26 protein-coding genes and 1 pseudogene are annotated in these 25,905 nt (G+C 65.8%); 11 read left to right on the top strand and 16 right to left on the bottom strand.

Features of this window, described 5'->3' with window-relative positions; translation table 11 throughout:
• The 7 genes and pseudogenes from DIE03_RS37255 to DIE03_RS37285 all read left to right on the top strand — a co-directional run.
• Positions 1-447, top strand: a 447-nt coding sequence (locus DIE03_RS37255) for a DUF3274 domain-containing protein (protein ID WP_124457033.1), incomplete at its 5' end; no start/stop codon positions are given.
• Positions 448-581: 134 nt separating this feature from the next.
• Positions 582-1,925: a virulence factor gene (locus tag DIE03_RS37260; protein ID WP_124457034.1), complete on the top strand. Its 1,344-nt coding sequence runs from the start codon at positions 582-584 to the stop codon at positions 1,923-1,925.
• A 172-nt stretch (positions 1,926-2,097) separates the two neighbouring features.
• Positions 2,098-3,102 carry a hypothetical protein gene (locus DIE03_RS37265; protein ID WP_124457035.1) on the top strand — a complete coding sequence of 335 codons (1,005 nt, stop codon included), beginning with the start codon at positions 2,098-2,100 and terminating at the stop codon, positions 3,100-3,102.
• A gap of 45 nt (positions 3,103-3,147) precedes the next feature.
• Positions 3,148-3,366: pseudogene (locus tag DIE03_RS38945) on the top strand (virulence factor); the annotation flags it as partial.
• Positions 3,367-3,434: 68 nt separating this feature from the next.
• Positions 3,435-3,692, top strand: coding sequence for a PAAR domain-containing protein (locus DIE03_RS37275; RefSeq protein WP_124457058.1), 258 nt, complete (start codon positions 3,435-3,437; stop codon positions 3,690-3,692).
• On the top strand, positions 3,693-4,025 hold the full coding sequence (locus tag DIE03_RS37280) for a transcriptional regulator KorA (protein ID WP_260435016.1): 333 nt from the start codon (positions 3,693-3,695) through the stop codon (positions 4,023-4,025). It begins immediately after the preceding gene.
• 158 nt (positions 4,026-4,183) lie between these two features.
• Positions 4,184-5,662: an aminotransferase class V-fold PLP-dependent enzyme gene (locus tag DIE03_RS37285; protein ID WP_124457036.1), complete on the top strand. Its 1,479-nt coding sequence runs from the start codon at positions 4,184-4,186 to the stop codon at positions 5,660-5,662.
• A 97-nt stretch (positions 5,663-5,759) separates the two neighbouring features.
• On the opposite strand, the gene DIE03_RS37290 is transcribed toward DIE03_RS37285, so the two are convergent.
• Complete coding sequence (locus tag DIE03_RS37290) at positions 5,760-6,551, bottom strand: helix-turn-helix transcriptional regulator (protein WP_124457037.1); 792 nt, start codon at positions 6,549-6,551, stop codon at positions 5,760-5,762.
• A gap of 110 nt (positions 6,552-6,661) precedes the next feature.
• Here DIE03_RS37290 and DIE03_RS37295 point away from each other — a divergent pair, with 110 nt between their 5' ends.
• Positions 6,662-7,741 carry a medium chain dehydrogenase/reductase family protein gene (locus tag DIE03_RS37295; protein WP_124457038.1) on the top strand — a complete coding sequence of 360 codons (1,080 nt, stop codon included), beginning with the start codon at positions 6,662-6,664 and terminating at the stop codon, positions 7,739-7,741.
• Positions 7,742-7,892: 151 nt separating this feature from the next.
• Here DIE03_RS37295 and DIE03_RS37300 read toward each other — a convergent pair whose 3' ends face one another.
• Positions 7,893-8,990 carry a DJ-1/PfpI family protein gene (locus DIE03_RS37300; RefSeq protein WP_124457039.1) on the bottom strand — a complete coding sequence of 366 codons (1,098 nt, stop codon included), beginning with the start codon at positions 8,988-8,990 and terminating at the stop codon, positions 7,893-7,895.
• An 88-nt stretch (positions 8,991-9,078) separates the two neighbouring features.
• Between DIE03_RS37300 and DIE03_RS37305 the strand changes: the two genes are divergently transcribed.
• A complete protein-coding gene (locus tag DIE03_RS37305; protein ID WP_124457040.1) occupies positions 9,079-10,089 on the top strand; it encodes a GlxA family transcriptional regulator in 1,011 nt (336 codons plus the stop codon).
• A 118-nt stretch (positions 10,090-10,207) separates the two neighbouring features.
• Here DIE03_RS37305 and DIE03_RS37310 read toward each other — a convergent pair whose 3' ends face one another.
• The 10 genes from DIE03_RS37310 to DIE03_RS37365 form a co-directional block, all read right to left on the bottom strand.
• A complete protein-coding gene (locus tag DIE03_RS37310) occupies positions 10,208-10,639 on the bottom strand; it encodes a 2-oxoglutarate dehydrogenase (RefSeq protein ID WP_124457041.1) in 432 nt (143 codons plus the stop codon).
• Positions 10,640-10,682: 43 nt separating this feature from the next.
• Positions 10,683-12,530 (bottom strand): S10 family serine carboxypeptidase-like protein, encoded by a 1,848-nt coding sequence (locus DIE03_RS37315; protein ID WP_124457042.1) that lies wholly within the window; start codon positions 12,528-12,530, stop codon positions 10,683-10,685.
• Between the two features lie 708 nt (positions 12,531-13,238).
• Positions 13,239-15,053, bottom strand: a complete 1,815-nt coding sequence (locus tag DIE03_RS37330) for an ExeM/NucH family extracellular endonuclease (RefSeq protein WP_124457044.1) — start codon at positions 15,051-15,053, stop codon at positions 13,239-13,241.
• A gap of 214 nt (positions 15,054-15,267) precedes the next feature.
• Positions 15,268-16,209: a CopD family protein gene (locus tag DIE03_RS37335; protein ID WP_124457045.1), complete on the bottom strand. Its 942-nt coding sequence runs from the start codon at positions 16,207-16,209 to the stop codon at positions 15,268-15,270.
• On the bottom strand, positions 16,206-16,586 hold the full coding sequence (gene copC / locus DIE03_RS37340) for a copper homeostasis periplasmic binding protein CopC (RefSeq protein ID WP_124457046.1): 381 nt from the start codon (positions 16,584-16,586) through the stop codon (positions 16,206-16,208). The genes DIE03_RS37335 and copC overlap by 4 nt, the downstream gene beginning before the upstream one ends.
• 14 nt (positions 16,587-16,600) lie before the next feature.
• The gene (locus DIE03_RS37345) at positions 16,601-16,948 is read right to left on the bottom strand and encodes a copper-binding protein (RefSeq protein WP_124457047.1); all 348 of its coding nucleotides are present in this window, start codon (positions 16,946-16,948) and stop codon (positions 16,601-16,603) included.
• A 67-nt stretch (positions 16,949-17,015) separates the two neighbouring features.
• The gene (locus DIE03_RS37350) at positions 17,016-18,311 is read right to left on the bottom strand and encodes a multicopper oxidase family protein (RefSeq protein WP_124457048.1); all 1,296 of its coding nucleotides are present in this window, start codon (positions 18,309-18,311) and stop codon (positions 17,016-17,018) included.
• A gap of 1 nt (position 18,312) precedes the next feature.
• Positions 18,313-19,815 carry a TolC family protein gene (locus DIE03_RS37355; RefSeq protein WP_124457049.1) on the bottom strand — a complete coding sequence of 501 codons (1,503 nt, stop codon included), beginning with the start codon at positions 19,813-19,815 and terminating at the stop codon, positions 18,313-18,315.
• On the bottom strand, positions 19,812-20,084 hold the full coding sequence (locus DIE03_RS37360; RefSeq protein WP_124457050.1) for a hypothetical protein: 273 nt from the start codon (positions 20,082-20,084) through the stop codon (positions 19,812-19,814). Before DIE03_RS37360 ends, DIE03_RS37355 begins: the two co-directional genes overlap by 4 nt.
• 88 nt (positions 20,085-20,172) lie before the next feature.
• On the bottom strand, positions 20,173-20,535 hold the full coding sequence (locus DIE03_RS37365; RefSeq protein WP_124457051.1) for a hypothetical protein: 363 nt from the start codon (positions 20,533-20,535) through the stop codon (positions 20,173-20,175).
• 266 nt (positions 20,536-20,801) lie between these two features.
• On the opposite strand from DIE03_RS37365, the gene DIE03_RS37370 reads away from it, so the two are divergent.
• A complete protein-coding gene (locus tag DIE03_RS37370) occupies positions 20,802-21,473 on the top strand; it encodes a heavy metal response regulator transcription factor (RefSeq protein WP_124457052.1) in 672 nt (223 codons plus the stop codon).
• The gene (locus DIE03_RS37375) at positions 21,470-22,879 is read left to right on the top strand and encodes a heavy metal sensor histidine kinase (RefSeq protein WP_124457053.1); all 1,410 of its coding nucleotides are present in this window, start codon (positions 21,470-21,472) and stop codon (positions 22,877-22,879) included. Before DIE03_RS37370 ends, DIE03_RS37375 begins: the two co-directional genes overlap by 4 nt.
• Before the next feature lie 19 nt (positions 22,880-22,898).
• Here the strand turns inward: DIE03_RS37375 and DIE03_RS37380 are convergent, their stop codons facing one another.
• From DIE03_RS37380 to DIE03_RS37395, 4 genes are all read right to left on the bottom strand, one after another.
• Positions 22,899-24,107, bottom strand: a complete 1,209-nt coding sequence (locus DIE03_RS37380) for an MFS transporter (RefSeq protein ID WP_124457054.1) — start codon at positions 24,105-24,107, stop codon at positions 22,899-22,901.
• A 95-nt stretch (positions 24,108-24,202) separates the two neighbouring features.
• Positions 24,203-24,388, bottom strand: coding sequence for a DUF1289 domain-containing protein (locus DIE03_RS37385; RefSeq protein ID WP_124457055.1), 186 nt, complete (start codon positions 24,386-24,388; stop codon positions 24,203-24,205).
• Positions 24,389-24,390: 2 nt separating this feature from the next.
• A complete protein-coding gene (gene dmeF / locus DIE03_RS37390) occupies positions 24,391-25,404 on the bottom strand; it encodes a CDF family Co(II)/Ni(II) efflux transporter DmeF (protein ID WP_124457056.1) in 1,014 nt (337 codons plus the stop codon).
• A 12-nt stretch (positions 25,405-25,416) separates the two neighbouring features.
• Positions 25,417-25,692 carry a metal/formaldehyde-sensitive transcriptional repressor gene (locus DIE03_RS37395; protein WP_124457057.1) on the bottom strand — a complete coding sequence of 92 codons (276 nt, stop codon included), beginning with the start codon at positions 25,690-25,692 and terminating at the stop codon, positions 25,417-25,419.
• Positions 25,693-25,905: the final 213 nt, after the last annotated feature.

The following is a 25,905-nucleotide window of genomic DNA, read 5'->3' on the forward strand; positions in this document are numbered from 1 at the left end:
AATACGGAATGGCTCGATGGTGATGGCCACGTGATCGGTGAGGACGGCAAGAGCGAAATGCCGGAGGGCTACAAGGAATGGCGCGACAAGCAGATTGTCGATTGGCTCGATCGTGGCTCGACCAACAGCCCGACAAATCACTCCACGACGATGACCAATCCGGATCACGCTAAAAAGGCGCTTGCGTACGATGTGGCGATCGGGGTTTGCTATCTGACGCCCGAGCAAATGAAAGCGCTACGGATTGAAGCCGATTGGCGGATGGAAGACGGTATTCCCGACGACAACCCGAACAAGAAATACACAGAGTACTTTGTGCGCGGAAAATTTGACGAACTCCCGATGCATGAATGGGTACATGCGGAGAGCAGCGAAGGCAACATGCCGGACACGATCACGGATGAACGAGAAGGTCAGTTCTATCTGAATGTCGGGGGAGCAATATGAGGGCACTGATCGCTACATGGCCACGACGTGTCGCCGTTGCGGTCGCGGCTTGGATGATCGCGGCCGTACTTACGGCCTCATTGATGGCGCACGTAGAACAACCGGATCCGATACAACTGGAAATAGGAGATTGGATGAAACGATTTGTAGTCTTACCCAGCTTGGCCGCGCTCATGGTGCTCCTGTTCACCACGGCCACGGTACGGTCAGCGCACGCGGCACCCGCGACAGAACCCGTACTTCATGCGGGGTCGCCCGCGGAAGAAGCAGCGAAGCCATTCGTCGCGCAGGTCGTGGGTTTGATCTGGTTGAATCCATTGCAACGCATGGACTACCCGACAGAATGGCAATTGCTGTGGACGCAAGGACTCGCGTCTCCGAACAAGAACGACGACATGGTGCGGACCGTTCCGAAGTCCTTTACGACGCTCCAGTCGGTAGCGGGCATTGCATACGGCAACGAAGGCGCAGAAACATTCAGAGGTTTCTATCGCAAGTACATGACCAAGTTCCCGCTGCTGCTTCACTCACGCTACGCGAGCAACGCGAAATACTTCTACACGGTCAAACCTGACGATAAAAAGAACTGGCGCGAGTTGGCTGGCATCCGTGTCGAGCTTGCGATTCCGGAACGACTCGACGCGGCCGAATCGCAAAGCTACTTGCAGGACTCTATTCGAAGGACGTTTTCGATCGGGAATCGGTATTTTCCAACGATGTGGAGCCGCAACGAGCTCCCCGACGTACAAGTCACACAGGGCGGCCCCAACACCGGATTCACATCCCTGAACAAAGCACTGGACTACTTGCAGGCTAACCCCGACAAAAGCGTCTGGGTAGTGAACTGGGACGCACCCAGCTTCCCGCCCACGGATGCACAGATCAATGAGAACCTTGTCACGCTGTTCCTCGCCGGTCCGACGTTCAACACCGAGCGCGAACCGCTTGCATGGATCGGCAAGGCCGCCACTGGCAACACACAAGAGTTTTCATCGAAGGTCGGCACAAAACGAATCGTGCAGGCGTGGAAAGCGACGATCGACCAGGCGGCGCGCAATGCCGGCGTCGCAGTCCCGGACCTCAACTACATCGTTCACGACGCAGGCATAGGTAGTGACGCATCGTCATCACGCATTGGCGCGCTCGCGCAGACTTTGACTGAAATTCTGCCGGATTACGAACACCGGAAGCAGACATTCAACACGGCCGCCCTGCTCGGCGACATGGGAACAGGCAGCGCATTGACCGACGTCGCGCTCGCAATCGGCCGGATCAATCACTACGGCGGCAACGCACTCGTCGCCGGCACGACCGATCCGGATCACCCGGTCGCGGTCGTCGTCCGGCCACCGTCGAAGCTCACACCGATCGATCCCGACAAGGACTGGTTCCGCGCACGCGGCGGAAACAACGCCTACCTGCCGTGGTGGGGGCGTCGGCACGATACAAATTACGGCATGCAAGGTTATTCGTGGTGATGCACATCGGCTTGGCGGCGCGCTGCATGTGAACGTAACTGCCGCGTCCAGTAACATGAGATCGAGTGCAGCCATTTTCTATCGCGCCCGATTTGGTGGCGCTCATGGTGTTCCCTTTCGTCACCACCATGATTCCAGATTAACAATGACGATATGAAAATAGCGGAATGGTATGAATAGCATGCCCCGGACATTAAAATCCAAATATTTGAAAAAGATAAAATTGATCGTGGCGCTGCCGATAAGTGCGTTGCTAGCCGGTTGCCCGCCGATGATTGTGCCTCATTTTTCAACGAAATCTTACGAGAAAATTTATAGCTTTCCGGCTGAACCACGTCCGTGGTTGACGCTGGAAAGCGAGGGCATCAGTCTTTATTGGTATCATAATTGCTACAATCGGAGCAGCGACTGTAAAGGACAAAATCTGGTCGCCTTGAAGAGTGGAACAAAACCGGATTGGAAAGCCCTTCTGGATGCACCTCCGATTAGTTGGAGAGTCTACGGTACGAATCTACCCATGCGCCGCCCAATCTCCGCCTATGTACCCGGCACCAAATATCGTTTCATGGGTGCGTTCGATAACTACCCGGAAATCGTGTTTGTAATTCCCGATGACCTTGTTGCCGATAAAGGGAATCGCGATCCGGGCTGGGCGCGGCGTTACAGGCAGATTGAAGACTACAACTCTCTCGCCAGCCCCGTGGCTATAGATATTCAGTTGGTCGTTTACGATGACGAACATCAATGGATTTTTGCCAGACAACCGAAGCCTGATTATAGAAGAAAGGATTATCCAACCGATCTATTTGTTCCTAGTGACCTATTCCGATTTTCGGGGGGCGATGATGTGCGGCTACATCAATCGCTGGCCCTGTATTATGTTTCACCAAAAACAGCGCCGATCGGCTATCGCGTTGTATCAGGCAAGGCGGCGGAATATTGGGTTGGAAACTACAACATTAAGTATAGATCCAATCAAATCGCATTAGCTGATGTTACATTTCCCTCTGTGCCCCTCACACTTGACGCCTTAACCGTCGATGACAAAAGCGTCGCCGTAAAGCCCACGCTGTTATGTCACTACAGCTATACCCAATTTAATCTGGGTTGGATGGATGCGGCCCAAAACCGCGGACCATCGGAGGAAGATCGGAAGAATTGCGAGCCAATTCAATAGTCGGGATGCTGCCCAATAATTATTGGGTCGGATCTTCTGCGTTTCGCAATCGGCCGGATCAATCACTTCGGCGGCAACGCACTCGTCGCCGGCACGACCGATCCGGATCACCCGGTCGCGGTCGTCGTCCGGCCACCGTCGAAACTCACGCCGATCGATCCCGACAAGGACTGGTTCCGCGCACGCGGCGGAAACAACGCCTACCTGCCGTGGTGGGGCCGCCGACACGATACAAATTACGGCATGCAAGGCTATTCCTGGTGACACACACCGGCTCGAGACGTCACGTGCAAACGCAACCGCTCGCGCCAATCATTCAGAGGACAGATCATATGCGGGGAATTATTCGGATAGACGACACACATACCCACGGCGGCCGGGTCGAAACCGGAGCCGAAAAGAGCGAGGTGATGGGGCGTGCGGTCGCCCGCATCGGCGATACGTGCTCGTGTCCGATTCACGGGACTTGCACGATTACCGAAGGCGACTCAAGCTTCATCGTTGACGGCCGCCCCGCCGCGTTCAATCATCACAAGACTTCGTGCGGCGCAGAGTTGATTTCGTCGCTTCAACATTCCGGACGGATCTGAATGCCGAAGACCCAACGCATGACCGCCGAACAGTTCCGCTTGCTGCGGATGCAGAATACGCGGATCAAGCCTTTGAACCAGTGGGCCTTGCACGAGATTTTCGTGAAGGGCCGATCACAACGGGCGCTGGCCGCCGAACTCGGCATGTCCCGCTCCGCGATGTCGCAACTGGTGCGAAAAGCCTGGCAACGCTATCTGGAACTGCCGCGCAACGACACGCGTCTCACGACGCTCACGGTCACGATCCCGTCGAAGTACGAGCACGCGCTGCTGGCGTGGGTGCGGGATGCACACCGGTCAGCGACCCAACCCGGCCCCGATACGGCGCCATGATCGGCCCGGCGAATCCCCATGGAGAAACAAATTCCTCCATTCAACACACCAAGAAAACGATATTCCACATCCGGCTGAATCCCCAGCCAACTTTGGATCCTTTTTCCCTTCTGTCCCCCGTATCATTTCCGTCACTACGCAATCAGCAAGAGACGGACATGAGCGACACCAACACGCTGCACTACCTCGACTACGCTGCCACGACGCCCGCCGATCCGCGCGTGATCGAAGCGATGACGGCCTGCCTCGGCTTCGACGGCATCTTCGGCAACCCCGCATCGAGCTCGCACGCCGCCGGCCGGCAGGCAAAAGACAAGGTCGAGCACGCCCGTGCGCAGGTCGCCGCGCTGATCGGTGCGGATGCCGACGAGATCGTCTGGACGTCGGGCGCCACCGAGTCGAACAACCTCGCGCTGAAAGGCTATGCGGAAAACGCGACCGGCAAGCGCCACCTGATCACGAGCCGCATCGAGCACAAGGCCATTCTCGACACGATGGCCAACCTGGCGAAGCACGGCTCACAGGTCACGTTCCTGACGCCGACGCGCGACGGCGAGATCACCGCCGACGCGGTGGCTGCCGCGATCGGCCCCGAGACGGGCCTCGTATCGCTGATGCTCGTGAACAACGAGATCGGCACGCTGACCGACATCGGCGCGATCGCGCGCATCGTGCACGCAGCCGGCGCGCTGCTCCACGTCGACGCCGCCCAGGCGCTCGGCAAGACGCCGATCGACGTGCGCGCGCTCGGCATCGACATGATGTCGATGTCGGCACACAAGGTTTACGGGCCCAAGGGTATCGGCGCGCTGTTCGTCCGCCGCGAGATCGCCGATCGCATCGCCCCGCAGATTCACGGCGGCGGTCACGAGCGCGGGCTGCGCTCGGGCACGCTCGCGACGCATCAGATCGTCGGGATGGGCGTCGCGTGCGAGCTCGCCGCTGAAAAGCTCGACGGCGAAGCCGCACGGATCGCCGCGCTCGGCGCACGCCTGACCGACGCACTGTCCGCGCTCGGCGACGTCACGCAGAACGCAGCCGCCGCGCGCCGCATCCCGCACACGCTGAGCCTGACGGTGAACGCACCGGGCTTCTTCCCGTTCATGCTCGGCGAAGCGCTCGCCGTGTCGTCGACTTCGGCATGCAACTCGACCAGCGGTGCACCGTCGCACGTGCTGACCGCGATCGGCCTCGATGCGGAAACGGCCGGCCGCACCGTGCGCGTGAGCTTCGGCCGCTTCACGACGGAGCAGGACGTCGACTTCGCGGTCGCGTGTTTCCGCAACGCGATCGAGCAATGCCGCGCGACGGCGTCGAACGGGTTCTCCGCGTCGCGCCAGATCACGCCGGCCGACCTGAAGGCGATCCGCAATGCGGGCTTCCGCTCGGTCATCTGCAACCGGCCGGACGGCGAAGGCGCGGATCAACCGGCATTCGACGAGATCGCCGCCGCGGCCCGCGAACTGGGCCTCGAAGCACGCTACCTGCCGGTCGAGCGCGACCGCATCGGCGACGCGGAGATCGACGCGTTCGGTGCACTGGTCGACACGCTGCAGAAGCCGGTACTCGCGTACTGCCGCAGCGGCAGCCGCTCCGGCCTGTTGTGGAATCGCCTGTCCGCACGACGCACGGCCTGAGCCGGCACACCTTCCCCGCTACACCGCGCCATCCGCGTTCACGCACGAAGCCGATGCTTCGCTGCGTGAACGCGCGGTGATGCCGGCCAACGCAGCATCACGTCACTTCGTCGCCATTTACCGGCGTATAGATCGCCAGCTTCAGCGCGGGATCGTCGTTCGACTGGAACGTCGCGTACTCGTAGCGCCGCGTGCCGCGTTGCGCGTGCACGAGCACCTTCTCGCCGGACACGCCGCTGCGCACGTCATGCGCATCCCACCCTTGCGCGAACTCGACGCTGCTCGCGCGCAAGCGCGCCACCAGCTCGATGAATGCCGGATCGTTCGCGAACAGATCATGGCTCGCGCGAAACAGCGCGATCATCCGGCGCGCCTCGTCGGCCCAGCTCGCGGCGAAGAGCGCCCGCGCGTGGGGCTCGACGAACATGAAGACCAGGATGTTGCGGTCGGCCTCCGCCAGCCGGTCGAAGCCGAGCAGGTCGGCCGCGGCGGCATTCCACGCGAGGAGGTCCCAGCGCCGCCCGGTGACGTAGGCCGGCTGTCGAAGATGCGCGACGAGCCGCGCGACGCTCGGCGGCACGCGCTCCGGCACGAACGCATGCGGCACGTCACGCCGCGCGAGCGTGCGCAGATGGGCGGCCTCTGCGTTGTCCAGCCGCAATGCGCGCGCCAGCGCGTCGAGCGTCGCATCCGACGGGCTGACGTCGCGCCCCTGCTCGAGCCGCACATACCAGTCGACGCCGATGCCGGCCAGCTCCGCGACTTCCTCGCGCCGCAGGCCGGGCGTCCGCCGGCGCGGGCCGTCGTGCAGGCCGACGTCGTCCGGTCGCAGCTTCTTGCGCCGCGAGCGCAGGAAATCGCCGAACGGGGTGCGCGTGGTGACGGTCATCGGGTTCGCTCCGTGCAGGGTGGTATCGGCCAATCCTGGGTTCGTGCCGGGCCTTGTTGCGGATTCTAAGCCTGCCAGAATCGACGTGTCCCGCCCCCTCAGGAAGCGTCATGAAAGCTGCGATTCTGAAGTCGCTCGGCCAGCCGCTCGCGATCGAAACGATGCCGGCCCCCGTGCTCGGCACCGGCGAAGTCGTCGTGGATGTCGTCGCGACGCCGGTTCTGTCCTATGCGCAGGAAGTGTTCAGCGGCGAGCGCCGCTATCCGCTCGAGCTGCCGATCGTGCCCGGCTGCGGCGCAATCGGCCGGGTCCGGCAAACCGGCCCCGACGCGACGCAGTTGCAGCCGGGCGACTGGGTATTCTGCGATCCGACGGTGCGCTCACGCGACGATGCGCGGATGCCCGACATCGTGCTGCAGGGCTGGAGCGCGCGCGGCGACGGCGGCAAGCAGCTGCAGCGCTACTTCCACGACGGCCCGTTCGCCGAACGGCTGCGCGTGCCGACCGAGAACGCGGTGCGCATCGGCGACATCGCACCCGCCGACGCCGCACGCTGGTGCGCGCTCAATACGCTGCTCGTGCCGTACGGCGGGCTGCTCGCATCGGACTTGCGGGCCGGCGAGATCCTGCTCGTCAGCGGCGCCACCGGCAACTTCGGCAGCGCATGCGTCGCGGTGGCGCTCGCGATGGGCACGCGATGCGTGGTCGCGCCTGGCCGCAATGCGCGTGCGCTCGCGGATCTCGAACGCCGCTTCGGTGAACGCATACGCGCGGTCGAGCTGACCGGCGACGAAGCCACGGATCGCACCCGCATGCAGCAGGCGGCGCCGGGACCGATCGACTGCGTGATCGACCTGATGCCGCCGTCGGTACCCGCGACGACGGTGCGGGCTGCAGTGATGGCCGTGCGCCCGTACGGGCGCGTGGTGCTGATGGGCGGCGTGGGCATGCTCGGCGGAGCCGGGCTCGAACTGCCGTATCCGTGGATCATGCGCAACGACATCACGCTGCGCGGCAAGTGGATGTACCCGACCGAAGCCGTGACGATGATGACGGGGCTCGTCCGCGGCGGGTTGCTCGATCTCGGGCATTTCGACGTGACCGTGTTCGCGCTCGACGCCGCGAACGAGGCGGTCGCTCATGCGGCGGCGAACGGCGGGCCGTTCAGGATGACGGTGATTGCGCCTTAGTCAGCCTCGTGCTCCATACGCATCCAGCGCCCTCGGCGTGCCAGCGCGCGAGTTCCCACGCGAGATGCACGCCGCCCCGCGCGATGCCCGGCTCGCGGGATTGGCGAAGCAAGCGCGGCCGGAAACGCCAGGACTCCGCACCCGACAGCCGCTACTTCGGATACTCCAGTTGCAGCGCGACCCAGCCTGACGTCGCGTCGCCGTAGCGTGCCGCGATGTCGCCGAGCACGCCGGGCAGCGCCGCTTCGCCACGGCGGCCGGCCGGCATCGCCACATGCTCGTGCCGGACGTTCGCCGGCTGCGCCAGCAATCGCAGCCCGTGCCTCGACTCGACCACCCGCGCGTCTGCCGTCGCGACGACGTCGCTGCGCCAGGTCCGCGCCCACGCGTCGGCGGTCAACGCAACCGGAAGCTCGTCAAACCCGCTCTCGACCGGAAGATCGAACGTCTCGTGGCGCCAGAACGCGAGGCGGTTCGTCAGCGCGATCGCCACCGCACGCGCAGTCAATGCGTACCGGCTGCCGTCGTGCACGTCGCTCCATCCCTGCGCGCCGACGCGCCGCGCGGTTTCGGCCGCCGCCGTCGGGCCGGCCAGCGCACTCACCAAGGCCAGCGAGGCGGGAATCGACGCCGATACGCCGGTCGTCGTCATGACGCCGCCGTCCATCACATAGCGGCGATCGTCGACCCACGTCGTCCCGGCAAAGCGGCGACGCAGGCGGTCGCGCGAATACCAGTGGGACGTCGCCGTGCGATGCCGCAGCAGGCCCGCGCTCGCGAGGACTTCCGCGCCGTCGCAGATCGCCACCATCGTCGCGCCGGCAGCGGCCTGCCTGCGCAACCACGCCAGCACCGCCGGCCGGTCGGCTCGATGCAGCGCGGGAACGATCACGACATCGGCCCCGGCGGGAACGGTCGCGTCGAACCGGTCGAACGTGGTATCGGCCAGCATGCGCAGCGCGGGCATCAGCTCGACCTCGCCTTCGTCGGCCGACACGGCAACGACATCGGCCGCACCGGACGTCTTCAGGATCGCGTACGGGACGATGAAATCCGTCGTCTCCGTGCCGGCGTTGTCCGCGACGATCGCAACGAGCGGCCGCGTGCGGCTCGCCTTCGGCACGCCGATCGTCAGCGCGCGCGCGACCGGCAGCGCGTCCTCCGCCATCGCCGGTGCCGGCCGCGCCGCCCACGCGCCCAGCAGCCCGCACACGAACAACACCGCCCCGCCTGTCTTCCGTACCCGCATCGTCTCCCCGCATCCGTCGATTGCACGTCCGGAAAATTACAAGGATCATGCTCGCGGTCACAAGGACAACTCCACCGCACTTTCCGCCATGTCCCAGTCAACCTGCCCGGCACGCGACGTCGTTGTCGTCGGCTTCGAAGGCGTCCAGTCGCTCGACATCACGGGCCCGATGGAAGTGTTCGCGGTCGCGAACCGTCACCTGCCCGACCATGCCGTGCCGTACCGGCTCACGCTCGCGTCGCAACACGGAGACGACATCGTCACGCACGCGGGCCTGCGCCTCGCCGGTACGGCCGCGCTCGCGGCCCTGCCGGGACGGATCGACACGCTCATCGTCGCCGGCGGCCATGAAGCCGCGCTGCGGCACGCCGCATCGGAGGCCGGCGTGCTGCCGTGGCTGCGTACGCGGATCGCGGGCACGCGGCGCATCGCGAGCATCTGCACGGGTGCGTTCGTGCTCGCCGCGGGCGGATGGCTGGACGGCAAGCGCGCGACCACGCACTGGAACCAGTGCGCGACGCTCCAGGCGCTTTGTCCCGACGCACGGATCGAGCCGGACGCGATCTACGTGAGCGATCCGCCGTTCCACACGTCGGCCGGCGTGACGGCCGGCATCGATCTGTGCCTGGCACTCGTCGAGGCGGACTGCGGTGCGCCGACCGCACTCGCGGTCGCACGCGAACTCGTGCTGTTCATGCATCGCCCCGGCGGACAGGCGCAATTCAGCGTCGGGCTCGACATCCAGGCCGGAGCAACGCCGCGCATGCGCGCGCTGCTCGCCGAGATCGCCGACGATCCGGCCGGCGACCTCGGCATCGCCGCGCTGGCCGCCCGCGTGAACATGAGCGAACGCACGTTTGCGCGCAATTTCCTCAAGGAGACCGGACTGTCGCCCGCGCAATACGTGCTCGCAGCGCGCGTCGAGCGGGCGAAGGCCCTGCTGGAGCGGGCCGACTGGCCGCTCGAACGGATCGCCGAACGCTCGGGATTCGGCAGTGTGGACGCGTTGCAGCGTGCGTTCGCAAAACGCGTCGGCACGTCGCCGCGCGACTATCGCGCGCGCTTCGGGCCGCGACGCGACCAGCGGCAGACGGAATAGGACACCCGCGGCTCCGCTGGCACGCGGGATGAAAAACGGGCGATCCAGCACCCACGCTGCCGACCACTCGGCGGCCGGCACGACGAATATCGCACCGGCCGCCGCGCTGCCTGCTACGTCACTCGTCCTGCTGTTCCTGCTGCGCCTGCACCTGCCGCTGCTGGATGAACTGCCGCACATCGCTCATCGTCACGCGGCCGGTGTGCTTCGCATCGATCTCGTCGAAGTGCTTCGATACGAAGCCGAGCCCGCTGCTCTGCGCCTGCGCCTTCGTCACGGCTGCGCCGTTGCTCAGCACGGTATTGCCGCCGAGCCGTGCATCGACGCGCTGCTGCGCCTGCTGCTGCAGCGTCGCGCCGGTCGACGGCAGCACCGGCGCCGCCCGCGTGGCCGGAAAGAACGGACCGTCGACGCCGCGCCCGCCGTGCGGCAGCTTCACCGGCGCCACCGCTTGCGGCGGCAACGCGTAGGCACTGCTCATCACGGCTCCGAGCACGATCAACGGGGACATACGCCGCATCAATTTGATTAGGGACATGATCACTCGCATTCAATGGATGAATAGAGGGTTCCTTTGACAAGGAGTCCGTCGCTCAAGGAGCCGCCGCCAGCGTCGTCGCGGCCGTCGCACCCGGCACGCTGCCGGTCGGCACGCTGGGCGGGTTCTCGTCCGGCCACGGCGGCGGCAGCATGTGCAGCGTCAGCGCCGTCGGAATCCGCGCACCCTTGTAGAACGTCTTCAGGTCACGCTTCATCTCCGGACGCGCGACGTCGTCCAGATAGGTCATGTGGCCGCCCTGGAAGAAGTTCACCTGCAGCTTCGGATGCAGGCCCTTCACCGTCTGCAGCCGCGCGAGCTGCTTCTCGGTGTTGAAGAACGGCGTCGCAAGGTCGTGATAACCGTTCTCCGCGAGCACGCGAAGCTTCGGATTGAGCTGCAGCGCGCCGAGCAGATCGGGGATCGTGTCGGGCATCGGCTGGCCGTCGTGCGAGAAGTCCCAGACGCCGATGATGTTGTCGTTCAGCGGCAGGTACGTCGCGTTCGGTGCGGTATAGCCGAGGTAATCCGGCATCTGCGTCGCGAGCGCGTTCGTAAACGGCTGCGAAATCAGGATGTCGGACGGATCGCCGTCGTTCTGCAGCCGCGGATCGGAATTCGGCAACGACACGCGTCCGTCGTAGCGGCCGATCGTCGTGCCGGGCAGCAGGCTCGTGCCGAACGGATTCGCGTTGAAGTAGCCGCGCAACGCCTGTTGCGTCAGGCTCGACGGAATCGACCACAGCTTCAGCGTCGCATCGCTCGGGAACACCGGCGTGCCGAGCGCATCCGGAATGCCGAGCTGGCTCAACACCCACGACTGCGAGTACTTCTGCAGCTGGTTGTAGATCAGCGTCGTGAACAATTCCGTCTGCAGTGCGTACAACCCCGGGTTCACCGGCGCCGGCGAGACCTGGTTGAAGTACGCCGCGACCGCCGCATAGCCGGGCAGGTAGCCGGCCACCGTATCGGTTTCGAGCAGCAGCCCTTCCGTCGACTGCGTGATCGCCACCGCCTCCACCGCATCCGCGAAGTAGTTCAGGATTGCCGACTGCAGCACGATGCCCGTCAGGTGCACGCCGGCCGATTCGAGCGCAAGCGCGAGCATGTCGGTACGCGGCGTGCCGTACGATTCCCCGTACAGGTAGATCGGCGACGTACCGCGGCTGTTGACGTTCAGGTAGCGCTGGATGAAGTCGCGCATGATGTTCACGTCCGCATCGGAACCCCAGTACTTCTGGTTGGTGTTCGGCAACACGGCTTCCGACAGCCCCGTTCCGGGCGGGTCGATGAACACGAGGTCGGTGGTGTCGATCAGGCTTTCCGCGTTGTCGACGAGCGGATAGTTCGGCCAGTTGGCGCCGAACAGCGGATCGGGCGTGGCCACCCGCGTCGGCGCGAACGAGCCGAGCCGCAGCCAGATCGACGACGAGCCGGGGCCGCCGTTATAGACGAACGTGACGGGGCGCGGCTTGCCGTTCGTACTCGGCGCGGTGTACGCAACATACGACATCGACGCTTCCGCATTGCCGTTCGCATCCTGCGCGGTCAGGTGGCCGGTGGTCGTCGTGTAGTTGACCGTCGTGCCGCCGCCTTTCCACTGGTAATGCATGACGGCCGCTTTCTCGGAGACCTGCGACGCGGCGAGACCGTCGGTCGCGTTCATCGAGTAGGCGACCTGGTCGACGTACGGCTGGTTGGCCGCCGGCGCCTGGTTGCCGGCCGCTTGCGCGCTGGCCTGCTGGCTGGCCGTGGCCTGCGCGAGGCTCGACGCGCCGACGGACGACGAATCGTCGCCGCCGCACGCCGCGAGCGCCAGTGTCATGACGGTCAATGCACCTAGCCCGGCCAGCCGGCCGTGACGAACACGGCAGCTACCGGTACTGCTCCTGTCTGGTTTCATCTCTTTCCTTTGGCTTCGGATACCGCGTCACAAACGCCGCCAACGCCTGCGAAACGCGCAGGCCGACCCGCCACTCGCGTTGCACGGTCGGCAGTCGGCGGTTGGGGATGGGACTTCTCAGAGACTGAACTTGATACAGAGACAGCAAACTGCTGGCGAGAATGGTGCTCGGACGCGCCCCCTGCAGTTTGGAACGACTTTTATATGACCAAAATTTACGACATGACAAAAATAGGCGGTGCTGCGCCGCGTTGTCAAAGATCATTCCGATATTAAAAATCCCGCAATGATGCGAAGGGCTGCCAGTGTCTGGCATTTGAAAGAAAACGGGATCATTCGCACAAGGTGCGCTTTATCGGCAATGCTGCGTCAAATATTTTACTTTTCACGCATGACGCAGCAGCCTTTCCTGCATTCAGGCCGCGACGGACAAGCCTTCAGATCGACAGGATTTTTCTTTCATTTTTATTATCCAGGTTCGATTAAGACCGAACGACGGCATTCACGCATCGCACCAGGATTCGATTAACCTCAACCTTTCTTTAATCGTTATACCGGCGCGCACCGCATCATCCACAAAATACCGATTCCATTAATTCGAATCGCCTTTGACGGAATTATTTACCCGATATCCGGCCGGTATTTTCCGGGCAGACGACGACGTGCAGCACGGCCGCACGTCGTCGGTTACCGCGCGCCGACCGGCGATTACTTCCCGCCGCCCGGCAGCGCGATATCGATCAGCACCGGATCGTGATCCGACGAACGATACGCATCGGGCGCGTAGAACGTCTTCTGCTGTTCGGCCGACTTGTACGCGAGCGTGTACTGCAGCGCGAGCGGCTCGTCCGCGTTGATGTGCCATTCGTGCACGGCCTTCACGTGCGATGCGAGCGGCAGCGTCGCGAGCGCGTGATCGAGATAGCCGGCTTCGCCGTTGTACACGTAGCTGTACGCATTCGCGCCGATCCAGCGCGCGACGAGGTTGCGGTAGCCGCGCGATTCGAGCGTGCGGATCGGGTCTTCGTACGTGTAGCTGTTGAAGTCGCCGATCAGCAGTACGCCCTGGCCCGCGACACCCGTCGGGTTGCCGGCCAGCCAGTCGGCCAGCTTCGCCGCCGCACGCGTGCGCGTCGGGTTCCAGCAGCCCTGGCCGTCGCCCTGATCGAGATCGTCGTTGGCGGCATCCGGGCAGTTCTTCGACTTCAGGTGGTTCACGGCCACCGTCAACGACTGCTTGTTGCCGTTGACCAGCCGGAACGACTGCGCGAGCGGCTGGCGGTTCTTGTCGTCGATCGCGAGCGTCGCCGCGCGGCCGACCGGTTCGACCTTGCGGCTATCGTAGATCATCGCAACCGCGATCGCATCGCCGCCGAGACGCGACGAACCCGGATCGACGACGCGCCAGTGGTTGCCGAGCTTCGCCGCGAGCTGGCGCACCGCGCTCAGTTCGCCGTAGCCGTTGTTCTGGACTTCCATCAGGCCGATCACGTCGGCGTCGATCGCCTTCAGCGCGCTGACGATCTTCGCTTCCTGACGCTGGAATTCCTGGTAGTTCTTCGCGCCGCGGTTGTTCGGATCGTCGAAGCCGCCGCCGAGACCGTTGCCGTTGAAGTAGTTCAGCACGTTGAACGACGCGACGCGCAGGTTCGATTTCGGATCGCGTGCGGGCGCGCCGGTGCGCGGGTTCGGACGCGTGTCGAACGCCGGCGCGGCCGCGCCGGGCAGCGGCTGCACGCGCCATGCGCCGTAGCGCACTTCGAGCACGCCTTCGACATCGCGCACGGTGTAGCCCGCGCGCAGCGTGTTCGAGGCCGACAGGCCGGGTGCCGGGTACGGCACGGTCGCGGGGTTCTGCTTGTTCGAGCCGTCGTCGAGGATCAGGCGATTGCGCGCGTTCGCGTCGATCTGCGTCTGCGCCTGGGCGGGCGGCACGACGCTCGTCGGCGTGCGCAGGCGGCCGTTGCTGAGCATCACGCTGCCGTAGCGGCCGAGCTCGTAGTTGTCGGTGACGTTCAGCGTCTGCGGCAGGCGCACGAGCATTCCCTCGTACGCGGCGAACGTGGCCGGGCTGTCGACCGGCAGCGTGAGCGTCGCGGGCGTGACCGACTGGCCGTTCGCGCATACCGCGATCGCGCCCGACAGCGTCAGTTGCGTCTGCCCGTATTTCTCCTCGACCTTGCCCGTCACGTGCACGAGATCGCCGGCCTTCGCGCGCGCTTTCGGCGCATAGACGAACAGGCCTTCGGACACGCCCGGCTGGTTGCGGCGCTGCGCGTCGGCCTGCTGGACGAAGAAGCCGCCGAAGCCGTCCGTGCCGCCGAAATCGGCGGTGACGACGGCTTCGATCGACACGTTCTGGCCGGCGAGCGGCGACGGCGCGCCCGGCCCCTGGATGTCGGCGATCGGCGTCGTGCTGCCGCCGCAATTCGGGCTGACGGGGGCGGCAGTGGCGGCGAATACCGGCGCGGCGAGCGTCGGGAGCAACAATAGCGGGGCAAACAGGCGGATTGTCGAGCGCATGACGGGGAATCCCGGTTGTGAGGGTGGCGAAAGCTTAGCGGCGCTCAATGACAGTTTTTGGTAATGACGCGACAGGCCGATGTAATTGTCGTTGTCACGCTGCGGTCGCGACCGCTCGCACGTTCGGGCCTGAAAATGCGGGGGAATCGTCTGACGACAACTGCTTCGTGCCCGCGACGATTCCCCCGCGTGCGTTCGCGCTTGCACCGCCGCGCTACACCGTCCCCGGCAACGCGCTGGACACGAGCACGGCCGCCACCATCAGCACGCCGCCGAGCACGACCGCCTCGATCCGCAACACGGCGCCGAACCGTTGCAACGCAACCGCCGGCATCGCAGCGGCCGGATCCTTCAGCGCGGCCAACAGCTTCGGCATCCCGAAGAAGCGGTTATGCCCGCCGAGCGCCGCCGCGATCAGCACGAGCGCGAGCTTCAGCAGCAGGATCTGTCCATACGTCGACGCGAGCAGGTTGACGGGCGTATCGACGCCGCGCCAGCCGTTGTAAGCGCCGGTCGCGAACAGCACGACCAGCGCATGGGTCGATGCATCGGACAACGACTGCACGAACGATGCGCCCGTCGTGCGCTCGCTCGCGGGCATGCCGGTGAGCCGCGGCATCACGCCGAACGCCGTCACGAGCACGAGCCCGACCCATGCGCTGATCGCCAGCAGATGCAGCCAGTCGATCCATACCGGCACGCTGAACAATCCCGCATCCACCGGATGTCCGCCGTTGCTGCGCGCAAGCGCGACGCAGGCGAGCGCCGCCCACGTCGCGAGCGGAAAGCGCGCGTCGTCCGCGCGCCTGACGAACGACAGCAGCACGACGACGAGCATGAACACGGCACCGGCCAGCCACGCATGGCCGAACCCCGTGCCCGCGAGCATCGCGCAGACGGCCGGCCCCGCTGCGAGCAACGACACTTCGCTCATCAGCGCGCAGTGCGCCCAGAACGCGGTGATGCTCGCGAGCAGCGACACGATCGACGCGATGCGCAGCGTCGCGACGAGCCGCCGTGCGACGCCGTGCTGCCATGCCGACGCGCCGCGCGCGAGCCAGTGGCGGCCGAGCAGCGCGCCGACGACGACGGCGAACCCGGCGTTCTGGAGCGCCACCGCCACGAGCCGCAGCAGGCCGACGATGCCGTCGTTCATCCCTTCACCCGGAACATATAGGTGCCCTTCGTACGATGTGCGTCGGCCGTCATCGCCGCCCATTGCACCGTGTAGGCGCCGGGCGCGAGCTTCGGCAGCGCGACCGTCATCACGCGCGGGTTCGACGCATCGACCTTCGCCTTGTCCTGCGTGACGGCGTTGCCGTTCGCGTCCGACACCTTCACCGAGCTGAAGGCCGGTTCGAGATCTTCGTTGAAGGTGAGCCGCACGGTGTCGGGCGCCACGTCGACCGTGCCGCCCGTCGCCGGTGCGGCGCTTTCCAGCCTGCCGTGCGCCGAGGCCGCGACCGGTGCGGCCGCGAGGATCGCGCCGGCCGCGGCGAAGCCGGCCAGCCGCTTGAGCGTCGTGATCGTCATGTTCGCGCTCCGCATCACGGCTTCTTCAGTTCGACGACGGTCAGCGCGCCGTTCACGTCCTCGGCGACGAAGTCGATCTTGTCGCCCGCCTTGACCTGCGACAGCATCGCCGGATCCTTCACCTTGAACGCCATCGTCATCCCGTCCATCCCGAGGTTCTCCAGCGGGCCGTGCTTGATCGTCAGCTTGCCGGCCGCCCTATCGACCTTGCGGATTTCGCCGTGCGACATGGGCTGCGCCGCGTCGGCGCCCTGCTTCGCGCCGCCGCTCATGTCCATGCCGGCCATGTCGCCGGCCGCGTACGACGCGGCGGAAAATACCAGCGCGCACCCCGTTGCCATCAAAACCAGTCCCTTCTTCATCGTGTCGACTCCCGTGTGAGTGAATGAAACCGGCGGCCGCATCGGTACGGCCGCCGCCTGCTGCGGATCAGCCGTCCGGCAATTCGCCGGTGTATTCGTAGGCGACGGTGCCCTTCGGATGCCGGAACCAGCCCGGATCGCGATAGTCGTTGCGGCCGAGCCCCTGCCGCACCTTGCAGACCGTGAACATGCCGCCCATCTCCAGCGGCCCGAACGGGCCCGTGCCCGTCATCATCGGCAGCGTGTTGTCGGGCAGCGGCATCTCCATGCCGCCCATCGCGCCGCCCGTGCTGCCCATTGCCATGTAGTCGGGCACGAGCTTGCCGATCCGTTTCGCGAGATCCTTCTGCGGCACGCCGATCAGGTTCGGCACCTGGTGGCCCATCGCATTCATCGTGTGATGCGACTTGTGGCAATGGAACGCCCAGTCGCCGGGGCGGTCGGCGGTGAACTCGATCGCGCGCATCTGCCCCACCGCGACATCGGCCGTCACTTCCGGCCAGCGCGCCGCCGGCGGAATCCAGCCGCCGTCGGTGCCCGCGACTTCGAAGCTGTAGCCGTGCAGGTGGATCGGATGGTTCGTCATCGTCAGGTTGCCGAAACGAATCCGCACGCGGTCGCCGGCTCGCACCGGCAGCGGATCGATGCCCGGAAACACGCGCGAGTTGAACGTCCACATGTTGAAGTCGGTCATCTCGTTCACGCGCGGCGTATAGCTGCCGGGGTCGATGTCGTACGCGGCGAGCAGGAACACGAAATCGCGATCGACCGGCATCGTGCCGCGATCCTTCGGATGCACGATGAACATGCCCATCATCCCCATCGCCATCTGCACCATCTCGTCGGCATGCGGGTGATACATGAACGTGCCGTGCGATTCGAGCTGGAACTCGTAGACGAAGGTCTTGCCCGGTGGAATGTGCGGCTGCGTGAGGCCGCCGACGCCGTCCATCCCGTTCGGCAGCCGCAGCCCGTGCCAATGGATCGTCGTATGCTCGGGCAGCCGGTTGGTCACGAAGATGCGGACCTTGTCGCCTTCGACGGCCTCGATCGTCGGGCCCGGCGACTGGCCGTTGTAGCCCCACAGGTTCGCGTTCATGCCGGGCGCCATCTCGCGCACGACGGGCCCGGCCGTCAGGTGGAATTCCTTCCAGCCGTTCTTCATCCGCCACGGCAGCGACCAGCCGTTCAGCGTCGCGACGGGCGTGTACGGGCGGCCGTTCGGCGGCACGAGCGGCGGCTGCGTGCCGGTCTTGGCCATCGTGGGCGCCTCGGGCAGCGACGCGGCGCCGGCCTTGCTGACCATCGCCGCACCGAGCAGCGCGGCGCCCGAGCCGCTGAGAAATTGTCGACGGGACACCATGTCAATGACCTTCCGGATGCGTTTGCGTCGCGGACGCCGGTTGCGCCGCGGGGGTGGAGGCTGGCTGCGGCGCAGCGTCGGCCCTGGGAGTGGATTCGGATGCCGATTCGGCGGAATTCGCCGCACGCGGCACAACATCTGATGACGGCAGCCGGCCGCCGACGGCGATCTGCAGATCGGTTTCGGCGAGCCAGTAGTCCTTCAGCGCATCGATGTAGCCGTTGACCGCGCCGACCTGTTCGCGCGCATCGGCCAGCAGTTCGAACACGCTGGCGAGCATCCCGTTGTAGCGCAGCAGCAGTTCGTCGGAGATCGTCTTGCGCAGCGGCACGACTTCGTCGCGATAGTGCGTTGCGACGTCGTAGCTCGTCACGTACGCCGCATACGATTCGCGCACTTCGGAGCGCGCGTCGATCGCCGTCTTCGCGAGCCGGTTCGCCGACTGCATGTAGATGGCCTCGGCGCGCGCGACCTTTGCACCGCCCCAATCGAACAGCGGAATCTCGACGCTGATCTCGTAGCCGTGCTCGTGGCCCTTGCCGGTTTCGTAGTTGTTCACGTAGCCGAGATCGACCGCGTTGACGAAGCGTGTCGCCTTGCTCAGGCCGAGCGACGACGCGACGCCCTGCGTCTGCAGCCTCGCGGCCTGGATGTCGAAGCGGTTGGTCATCGCGAAGCGTTCGAGATCGGGCAGGTCCGGGCGCGTTTTCGGCAGGTCGGGCAGGCGCTCGGGCAGCGCGTACTGCGTGTGCGCACCCCACAGCCCCATCGCCCGCGTCAGCTTCTCGCGGGCGGCCACGGCCTGCTGGCGCGCCTTCGCGTGCTGCGCGACCGCGTCGGCATGGAACGCCTGTTCGCGCGCGTAGTCGAGGCGGCTGAAGTTGCCGGCCTGCCGCATGCGCTGCGCGAGTTCGGCGGCCGCGCTCGTGGCGTCGCGCACCTGTTGCGCATAGTTCGCGGCCTGCTCGGCGGCGACGGCTTCCACGTAGGCACGGCGCGCGTCGGCCGCCGCCTTCAGCATCGCATCGGCCGTTTCGAGCTTGGTCTGCTCGAAGCGGCGACGTTCGATGGTCGTCGCGAGCGGCATCGTCAGCAATGCGAACACGTTCGCCGAGAACGTGCGGCCGAGCGTCAGCTCGCCGTCGCCGGCGCGCGTGCGGCTGAACGCGAAGCGCGGGTTCGGCAGCCGGCCGGCCTGCACGAGGTCGGCCTCCGACAGCCCGAGTTCGGCGTACGACGCCTGCAGGCCGCGGTTGTTCAACAGCGCGACCTGCACCGCGTCATCCATCGACAGCGGTTTCGCCAGCAGTTCCTTCGTGCGTGTGTCGACGGCTTCGCGGTCGGCGTCGGTCCTGACCACCACCGCGTCTTTCCCGATCCGTTCCGATGCGGCGGACGACACGGCGCCGAAACCGCCGTCCTTCGAGAACGTCGTACAGCCCGCGAGGAATGCCAGCGTGACCGCGGCCGCGCCGATCCTCGGCGATATCGCCAGGTTCGTCATTGCGCGGCCCCTCCGTGCGTCGAATGCGCGCCGCCATGACGCGCCGCGTTGGCGGGTTTCGCGCGCCGCTCCATCACGTCCCGGTTCAGTTGTTTCCAGCCCGGGCCTTCGTCGTCGCGATACGGGCGGTAGCCGTCGAACACGGACGGCACGGTGACGTCCGGCACCGACGCGGCGGCGTCCGCCGGATCGGGTAACGGGGTTTGCGCAGCCGCGAGCGACGGCACGAAAGCCGCCGCGCTCAACAGCGCCGCAGTGATCAGTCGCATGAAAATGTCTCGTCGTGAATCGCCCGGCGCGCCTGGTGCGGCCGCCGGCGTGGATGGCAGGTCGTGGCCGGTCGGCCACGGGCAGCAACTAGACGGGCATCCGGCGAGGCGGCCGGTCGATGCCGCCGGTCAGGAACGACACGACGACGACCGAAGGCGGCTGCGAGACGATCGCGACGCTGACGTCGGCCGCGGCGGGCACCACGGGCGCGCCCGACATGCCCGTACCGAAGCAGCACGACACGCACGCCGAACAGGACGACGCATGACGGGCGTGGCCATCGTGATCGTGATGGCCTGCCTGCGCGGCCGGCATTGCGTTCGGTGCCTCCTCTACCGGCACGACGCCAGCACCCGCGCCCGCGCACGGCATCGACACAGCCGCGAACGACTGGATCGGCAGGCTCAGCGCCAGCAGCACGACGAGGAGGAATTTGCGCCAGAACGACATGGATACGGAATCAGGCAGGCAACGACCGGTTGGGCCGGCGCGGCGCCGTGACGGCGCGCCGGGGGACAAGACGGCCGCAGCTTATCGCCGCCGCGGTGACGACGACATGGCCGAAACATGACCGGAATTTCATGAAACGCGGGTGCCGCGACGCATCGGCCCTGCATGACAATCCCGTCATCCGGCGGTCATCCTTCGCGCACGCGCGGCGCCGTAAGCTCAGGCGTTACACTGACCGGCTGGAATCACGGACAGCCTGCCTCACCATGCGGATACTGATAGTCGAAGACGAACCCAAGATGGCGTCGTACCTCCGGAAGGGGCTGATGGAGGCGAGCTATACGGTCGACATCGCGGAAACCGGCAAGGACGGGCTGTTCCTCGCGCTGCACGAGGATTTCGACCTCGTCGTGCTCGACGTGATGCTGCCGGAGCTGGACGGCTTCGAGGTGCTCAAGCGGCTGCGCGCGCAGAAGCAGACGCCCGTGCTGCTGCTCACGGCCCGCGAGGCGATCGAGGACAAGGTGACGGGGCTCGAACTCGGCGCCGACGACTACCTGCTCAAGCCGTTCGCGTATGCCGAATTCCTGGCGCGCATCCGTTCGCTGCTGCGGCGCGCGCCGCGCAACGTGCGCGACATCCTGCAGGTGGCCGATCTCGAGGTCGACCTGCTCAAGCGCCGCGTGCGGCGCGCCGACACCCGCATCGACCTGACCGCGCAGGAATTCGCCCTGCTGCAGCTGCTCGCGGAACGCGAAGGCGAAGTGCTGACGCGCACGTTCATCACGTCGCAGATCTGGGACATGAATTTCGACAGCGACACGAACGTCGTCGATGCGGCGATCAAGCGCCTGCGCGCGAAGATCGACAACGCCTACGAGAAGAAGCTGATCCACACGATCCGCGGGATGGGCTACGTGCTCGAGGATCGTTCGTGACCGCGAGCCCGGCTTCGTATTCGCTGCTGCGGCGCCTGACGGTCGCGTTCGCCACCGTCGCCGCGCTCGTGTTCGCGCTGACCGGCGCGTATCTGTACCGATCGCTGTCCGCCGAACTCACGCGGCGCGACGATATCGAGATCTCCGGCAAGCTCAACCAGTTCCTGCAGCTCGCACGCGCCAGCGGATCGACGGCCGCGCTGCGCGCCGATCCGGCCGTGTTTCATGAAGTGCTGCTGTCGCATCCCGGCGTCTATCTCGGCATCTACGACGCGCGGAACCGCCCGCTCGTCGAGCATGCCGACGAAGCCGGCAACACGCTGGCGGCGCTCATCGCGGCACCGCACCCTGCCGGTGAAACGTCCGGCCCGTTCACCTGCTCGCCGTCCGGCATCGGCACGTCGCGCTGCGTGTACGCCCGAGCAACGCTACCGTCCGGCGAAGCGATCCAGGTCGCGCTCGCGCGTACGGCAACCGATCGCCAATCGCTGCTCGAAAGCTATCGCGTCGACATCTGGCTCGCGGCAGCCGTCGGCGCGCTGCTGGTCGGCGCACTCGGCTACGCTGTCGCATCGCGCGGCCTGCGCCCGGTCGAGAGCCTCGGCCGGCAGACGTCGCGCATCGAGGCGCACAACCTGAACGCGCGCCTCGACGCGCGCGGCGGGCCGGTGGAACTGCACGAGCTCGCGACATCGGTCAACCGGATGCTCGACCGCCTCGAACGCGCGTTCGTCCGGCTTTCGCAGTTCTCTTCCGATCTCGCGCACGACATGCGCACGCCGCTCGCGAACGTGATCAGCTCGTCGCAGATCACGCTGTCGCGTGCCCGCACGACCGAGGAATACGAAGCGCTGATCGACTCGAACATCGAGGAATGCGAACGGCTGCAGCGGATGATCGAGAACATGCTGTTTCTCGCGCGCACCGACAACGCGCGTCAGCACCTGAAGACCGCCGAACTCGACGCGGGCAGCGAGCTGCGTCGGCTCGCGTCGTATTTCCAGGCGCTGGCCGACGAGGCCGGCGTGCGCATCGACGTGCGCGGCGAAGCGCCGGTCGTCGCGGATGCGACGCTGTTCCGGCGCGCGGTGAGCAACCTCGCGTCGAACGCGCTCGAACATGCGGAAGCCGCATCGACGATCGAGCTGGCCGTCTCGACGCAGCAGAATTACGCGGTCGTCGAAGTCACGAATCGCGGCGCCGCGATTCCGCCCGAGCAGGTCGAACGGATCTTCGAACGCTTCTACCGCATCGATTCGTCGCGGCACGGCGCGGCGCGCAACGCGGGGCTCGGGCTCGCGATCGTGAAGTCGATCATGGAGCTGCATCGCGGCAAGGTCGAGGTCGCGAGCCGCGACGGGCGTACGACGTTCGCGCTCTACTTTCCGCGCGGCGCGGAGCGTTGAACCGCTCCTCGACTTCCGGCTAGCGATCCCGTTCGGTCGCGAACGACCTGCGAATGCAGGCGAGCAGCGCGATGGTCGCCGCGCTGAACACGGCCCCTGCGTAGAACGTGGCGGCGGCGCCTGCCCGGTCCCACAAGGCGCCCGCGACGACGCTCGACACGAGCGTCACGGCGCCGCTGAGCAGGTTGAACACGCCGAACGCCGTCCCTCGCAATTCGGCCGGCGCGGCATGCGCAACCATCGTCGCGAGCAGCCCCTGCGTCATCCCCATATGAAGTCCCCACAGCGCGACGCCGACGAGCACGGTGCCCCAGTGCGTGCCGTGTGCAAGCACGATATCGGCGGCGATCAGCACGACGAGCCCGGCCACCATCAGCTTCGTGTGGCTCGTCGTGTCGGCGAGCTTGCCGAACGGGTAAGCCGACACCGCGTACACGACGTTCATCGCCACCATCACGAGCGGCACGAGCGCGACGGGCACGCCGCTGCCCATCGCGCGCAGCACCAGGAACGCCTCGCTGAAGCGGGCCAGCGCGAACACGGCACCGATCGCGACGACCCACCAGTAGCGGGCGCCGAGTTGCGCGACGACCTCGCGGCGGATCGGGTTGACGCGCGCCTCGCCCGGCGCGCGCGCCGGCTCGTCGATACCCAACGCGAGCAGCGCCACGGCCAGCACGCCGGGAATCACGGCCAGCCAGAACGCGAGGCGGAAATCGTCGCGCCAGGCCAGCATGATGACGACGGCCAGCAACGGCCCGAGGAATGCGCCCACCGTATCGAGCGACTGCCGCAGCCCGTAGGCGGCGCCGCGCAGGTGGACCGGCGTGACGTCGGCCACCAGCGCGTCGCGCGGCGCGCCGCGGATCCCCTTGCCGATCCGGTCGACGATCCGCGCCGTCACCACGACGCCGATCGTCGGCGCGATGGCGAACAGCGGCTTGCTCAGCGCGCCGAGCCCGTAGCCGGCAACCGCCAGCCACTTGCGATTGCGCAGGTAGTCGCTCAGCGTGCCGGAGAACACCTTGACGACCGGCGACGTCGCCTCGGCGATCCCTTCGATCAGGCCGATCGTCGTCGCGCTCGCACCGAGCCCCGCCATCAGGAACATCGGCAACAGGCTGTGGATGATCTCCGACGACACGTCCATCAACAGGCTCACGCAGCCCAGCACCCAGACGCTGCGCGGAATCTGGCGAAGAATGCCGGACGACGATTCGGTCTGCATGGGCGGCTCCCGGTCAGGAATCCCGACGTTGAATGCCTGTGATGCTACCGCAGGCCCGTGACCGGCTCGCAGGCTTCCGTGGTCATGCGTCCGCTCTAGTCGGTCGTCTCGCGCCGGATCTTCGCCTGCCGGCGCGTACGGTCGTTCAGTACCTGGTGCCGGCGATGGTCGGTCATTTTCTTCCAGTCGCGCGCCTCGTCGCGCGTGCGCAGGCAGCCGACACAAAAGCCCGTCCGGCCGTCGAACGCGCACAGCTCGATACACGGAGATTTCACGGCCACGATCAGGCCGCCTTCGCGGGCGTCATCACTTCGACGGTCACGTGAGACATGCCGTCGAAGCCCGCGACGAGCGCATGGTAGAAACGCGCATCGCGCGTGGCGTCGCCGGTTTCGACCGACACGATCGCGCTCATGTGCCCGGGGCCCACGCGCCACACGTGGAGATCGTTGACCTTGTCGCCGAGCGCCTCGATCGCGCGACGGACGTTGTCCGTCAGCTTGCGATCGACGTTGACGTCGAGCAGGATGCCGCTCGTGTCGCGCATCAGACCGTAGGCCCAGTTGGCGATCACCAGCGCGCCGACGATGCCCGCCAGCGGATCCATCCACACCCAGCCGAACGCCCGCGCGAGCAGCAGGCCGACGATCGCGAGCACCGACACGGCCGCGTCGGCGATCACGTGAATGTAGGCCGACCGGATGTTGTGGTCGCGATGCGCCGCCGCGTGCGAACCGTGGTCGTGGTGCGCGTGATGCGCGTCGTCGTGGTCGTGGTCGTGGTCGTGGTCGTGGTCATGCGCATGATGATGGCCGTGACCGTGCCCGTGATGGTGGTCGCCGCTCAGGAGCCACACGCTGGCGAGATTCACCGCGAGCCCCGCCACCGCGATCGGAATCGCTTCGCCGAAATGAATGGGCACCGGAGACCGAAAACGCGCGATCGCCTCATAGCCGATCAGCAGCGCGATCATCGCGAGCACGATCGCGCTCGTGAACCCGGCCAGGTCGCCGAGCTTGCCGGTGCCGAACACGAAGCGCGGATCGTCCGCATGCCGGCGCGCGTAGGTATAGGCCAGCGCCGCGATCAGCATCGCGCCCGCATGCGTCGACATGTGCAGCCCGTCCGCGACCAGCGCCAGCGACCCGAACAGCGTGCCGCCGACGATTTCGGCGACCATCATCGCCGAGCACAGGCCGATGACCATCCACGTTCTCCGTTCGTTCTGCTCATGCGCAGCACCGAGGAAGATGTGATCATGCCCCGCGCCGAACGCGTCATCCCGGAAAGTGTTCATGCGCCGCTCCGATTACTTGAAATAGCTGTGCACCACGTCGATCAACTGCTCGGTCGCGCTGCCTTCATGTGCGTCAGGACCGTGCGCATCGACCAGATGTTCGCGAATGTGATCTTCCAGCACGACGGCCAGCAGCCCGTTCATCGCGCCGCGACAACTCGTGATCAATTGCAGGACTTCGTTGCAGCCGCGCTCCTCGCCGAGCGCGCGCTCGATCGCTTCGACCTGGCCCTTGATCCGACGCACGCGGTTCAGCAGCTTCTGTTTGTCGCGGACGGTATGACTCATCGATGGCTCCTGTATAGGGGAGGGGAGTATATCTCCAGGAAGGTTTCCCTATAGGGTAGAGGGGTATATTTTTGGTTCATCGCGGGAAACCGTGGAAGCTTTCGTTGCAGTTGGTAACCTGACGCCAATGGGAATGGGCGTTGGAGGCCAAATTGCTGGATCGCAAAGCACTACAGGCGCTGGGCTGCTGGACGGGCTACCGGATTGAGCGAG

Source organism: Burkholderia sp. Bp8992 (assembly GCF_003853705.1).
Lineage (GTDB): Bacteria > Pseudomonadota > Gammaproteobacteria > Burkholderiales > Burkholderiaceae > Burkholderia.

What these genes read in the sequence shown, in the direction of transcription:
- DIE03_RS37285 (WP_124457036.1), top strand. Translation starts at nt 4,184, where the DNA reads ATGAGCGACACCAACACGCTGCACTACCTCGACTACGCTGCCACGACG.
- DIE03_RS37330 (WP_124457044.1), bottom strand. Translation starts at nt 15,053, where the DNA reads ATGCGCTCGACAATCCGCCTGTTTGCCCCGCTATTGTTGCTCCCGACG.
- DIE03_RS37360 (WP_124457050.1), bottom strand. Translation starts at nt 20,084, where the DNA reads ATGCGACTGATCACTGCGGCGCTGTTGAGCGCGGCGGCTTTCGTGCCG.
- DIE03_RS37275 (WP_124457058.1), top strand. Translation starts at nt 3,435, where the DNA reads ATGCGGGGAATTATTCGGATAGACGACACACATACCCACGGCGGCCGG.
- DIE03_RS37355 (WP_124457049.1), bottom strand. Translation starts at nt 19,815, where the DNA reads ATGACGAACCTGGCGATATCGCCGAGGATCGGCGCGGCCGCGGTCACG.
- DIE03_RS37350 (WP_124457048.1), bottom strand. Translation starts at nt 18,311, where the DNA reads ATGGTGTCCCGTCGACAATTTCTCAGCGGCTCGGGCGCCGCGCTGCTC.
- DIE03_RS37260 (WP_124457034.1), top strand. Translation starts at nt 582, where the DNA reads ATGAAACGATTTGTAGTCTTACCCAGCTTGGCCGCGCTCATGGTGCTC.
- DIE03_RS37265 (WP_124457035.1), top strand. Translation starts at nt 2,098, where the DNA reads ATGAATAGCATGCCCCGGACATTAAAATCCAAATATTTGAAAAAGATA.
- DIE03_RS37365 (WP_124457051.1), bottom strand. Translation starts at nt 20,535, where the DNA reads ATGTCGTTCTGGCGCAAATTCCTCCTCGTCGTGCTGCTGGCGCTGAGC.
- DIE03_RS37370 (WP_124457052.1), top strand. Translation starts at nt 20,802, where the DNA reads ATGCGGATACTGATAGTCGAAGACGAACCCAAGATGGCGTCGTACCTC.
- DIE03_RS37380 (WP_124457054.1), bottom strand. Translation starts at nt 24,107, where the DNA reads ATGCAGACCGAATCGTCGTCCGGCATTCTTCGCCAGATTCCGCGCAGC.
- DIE03_RS37295 (WP_124457038.1), top strand. Translation starts at nt 6,662, where the DNA reads ATGAAAGCTGCGATTCTGAAGTCGCTCGGCCAGCCGCTCGCGATCGAA.
- DIE03_RS37395 (WP_124457057.1), bottom strand. Translation starts at nt 25,692, where the DNA reads ATGAGTCATACCGTCCGCGACAAACAGAAGCTGCTGAACCGCGTGCGT.
- DIE03_RS37345 (WP_124457047.1), bottom strand. Translation starts at nt 16,948, where the DNA reads ATGAAGAAGGGACTGGTTTTGATGGCAACGGGGTGCGCGCTGGTATTT.
- DIE03_RS37280 (WP_260435016.1), top strand. Translation starts at nt 3,693, where the DNA reads ATGCCGAAGACCCAACGCATGACCGCCGAACAGTTCCGCTTGCTGCGG.
- DIE03_RS37310 (WP_124457041.1), bottom strand. Translation starts at nt 10,639, where the DNA reads ATGCGAGTGATCATGTCCCTAATCAAATTGATGCGGCGTATGTCCCCG.
- DIE03_RS37335 (WP_124457045.1), bottom strand. Translation starts at nt 16,209, where the DNA reads ATGAACGACGGCATCGTCGGCCTGCTGCGGCTCGTGGCGGTGGCGCTC.
- DIE03_RS37290 (WP_124457037.1), bottom strand. Translation starts at nt 6,551, where the DNA reads ATGACCGTCACCACGCGCACCCCGTTCGGCGATTTCCTGCGCTCGCGG.
- copC (WP_124457046.1), bottom strand. Translation starts at nt 16,586, where the DNA reads ATGACGATCACGACGCTCAAGCGGCTGGCCGGCTTCGCCGCGGCCGGC.
- dmeF (WP_124457056.1), bottom strand. Translation starts at nt 25,404, where the DNA reads ATGAACACTTTCCGGGATGACGCGTTCGGCGCGGGGCATGATCACATC.
- DIE03_RS37300 (WP_124457039.1), bottom strand. Translation starts at nt 8,990, where the DNA reads ATGCGGGTACGGAAGACAGGCGGGGCGGTGTTGTTCGTGTGCGGGCTG.
- DIE03_RS37315 (WP_124457042.1), bottom strand. Translation starts at nt 12,530, where the DNA reads ATGAAACCAGACAGGAGCAGTACCGGTAGCTGCCGTGTTCGTCACGGC.
- DIE03_RS37305 (WP_124457040.1), top strand. Translation starts at nt 9,079, where the DNA reads ATGTCCCAGTCAACCTGCCCGGCACGCGACGTCGTTGTCGTCGGCTTC.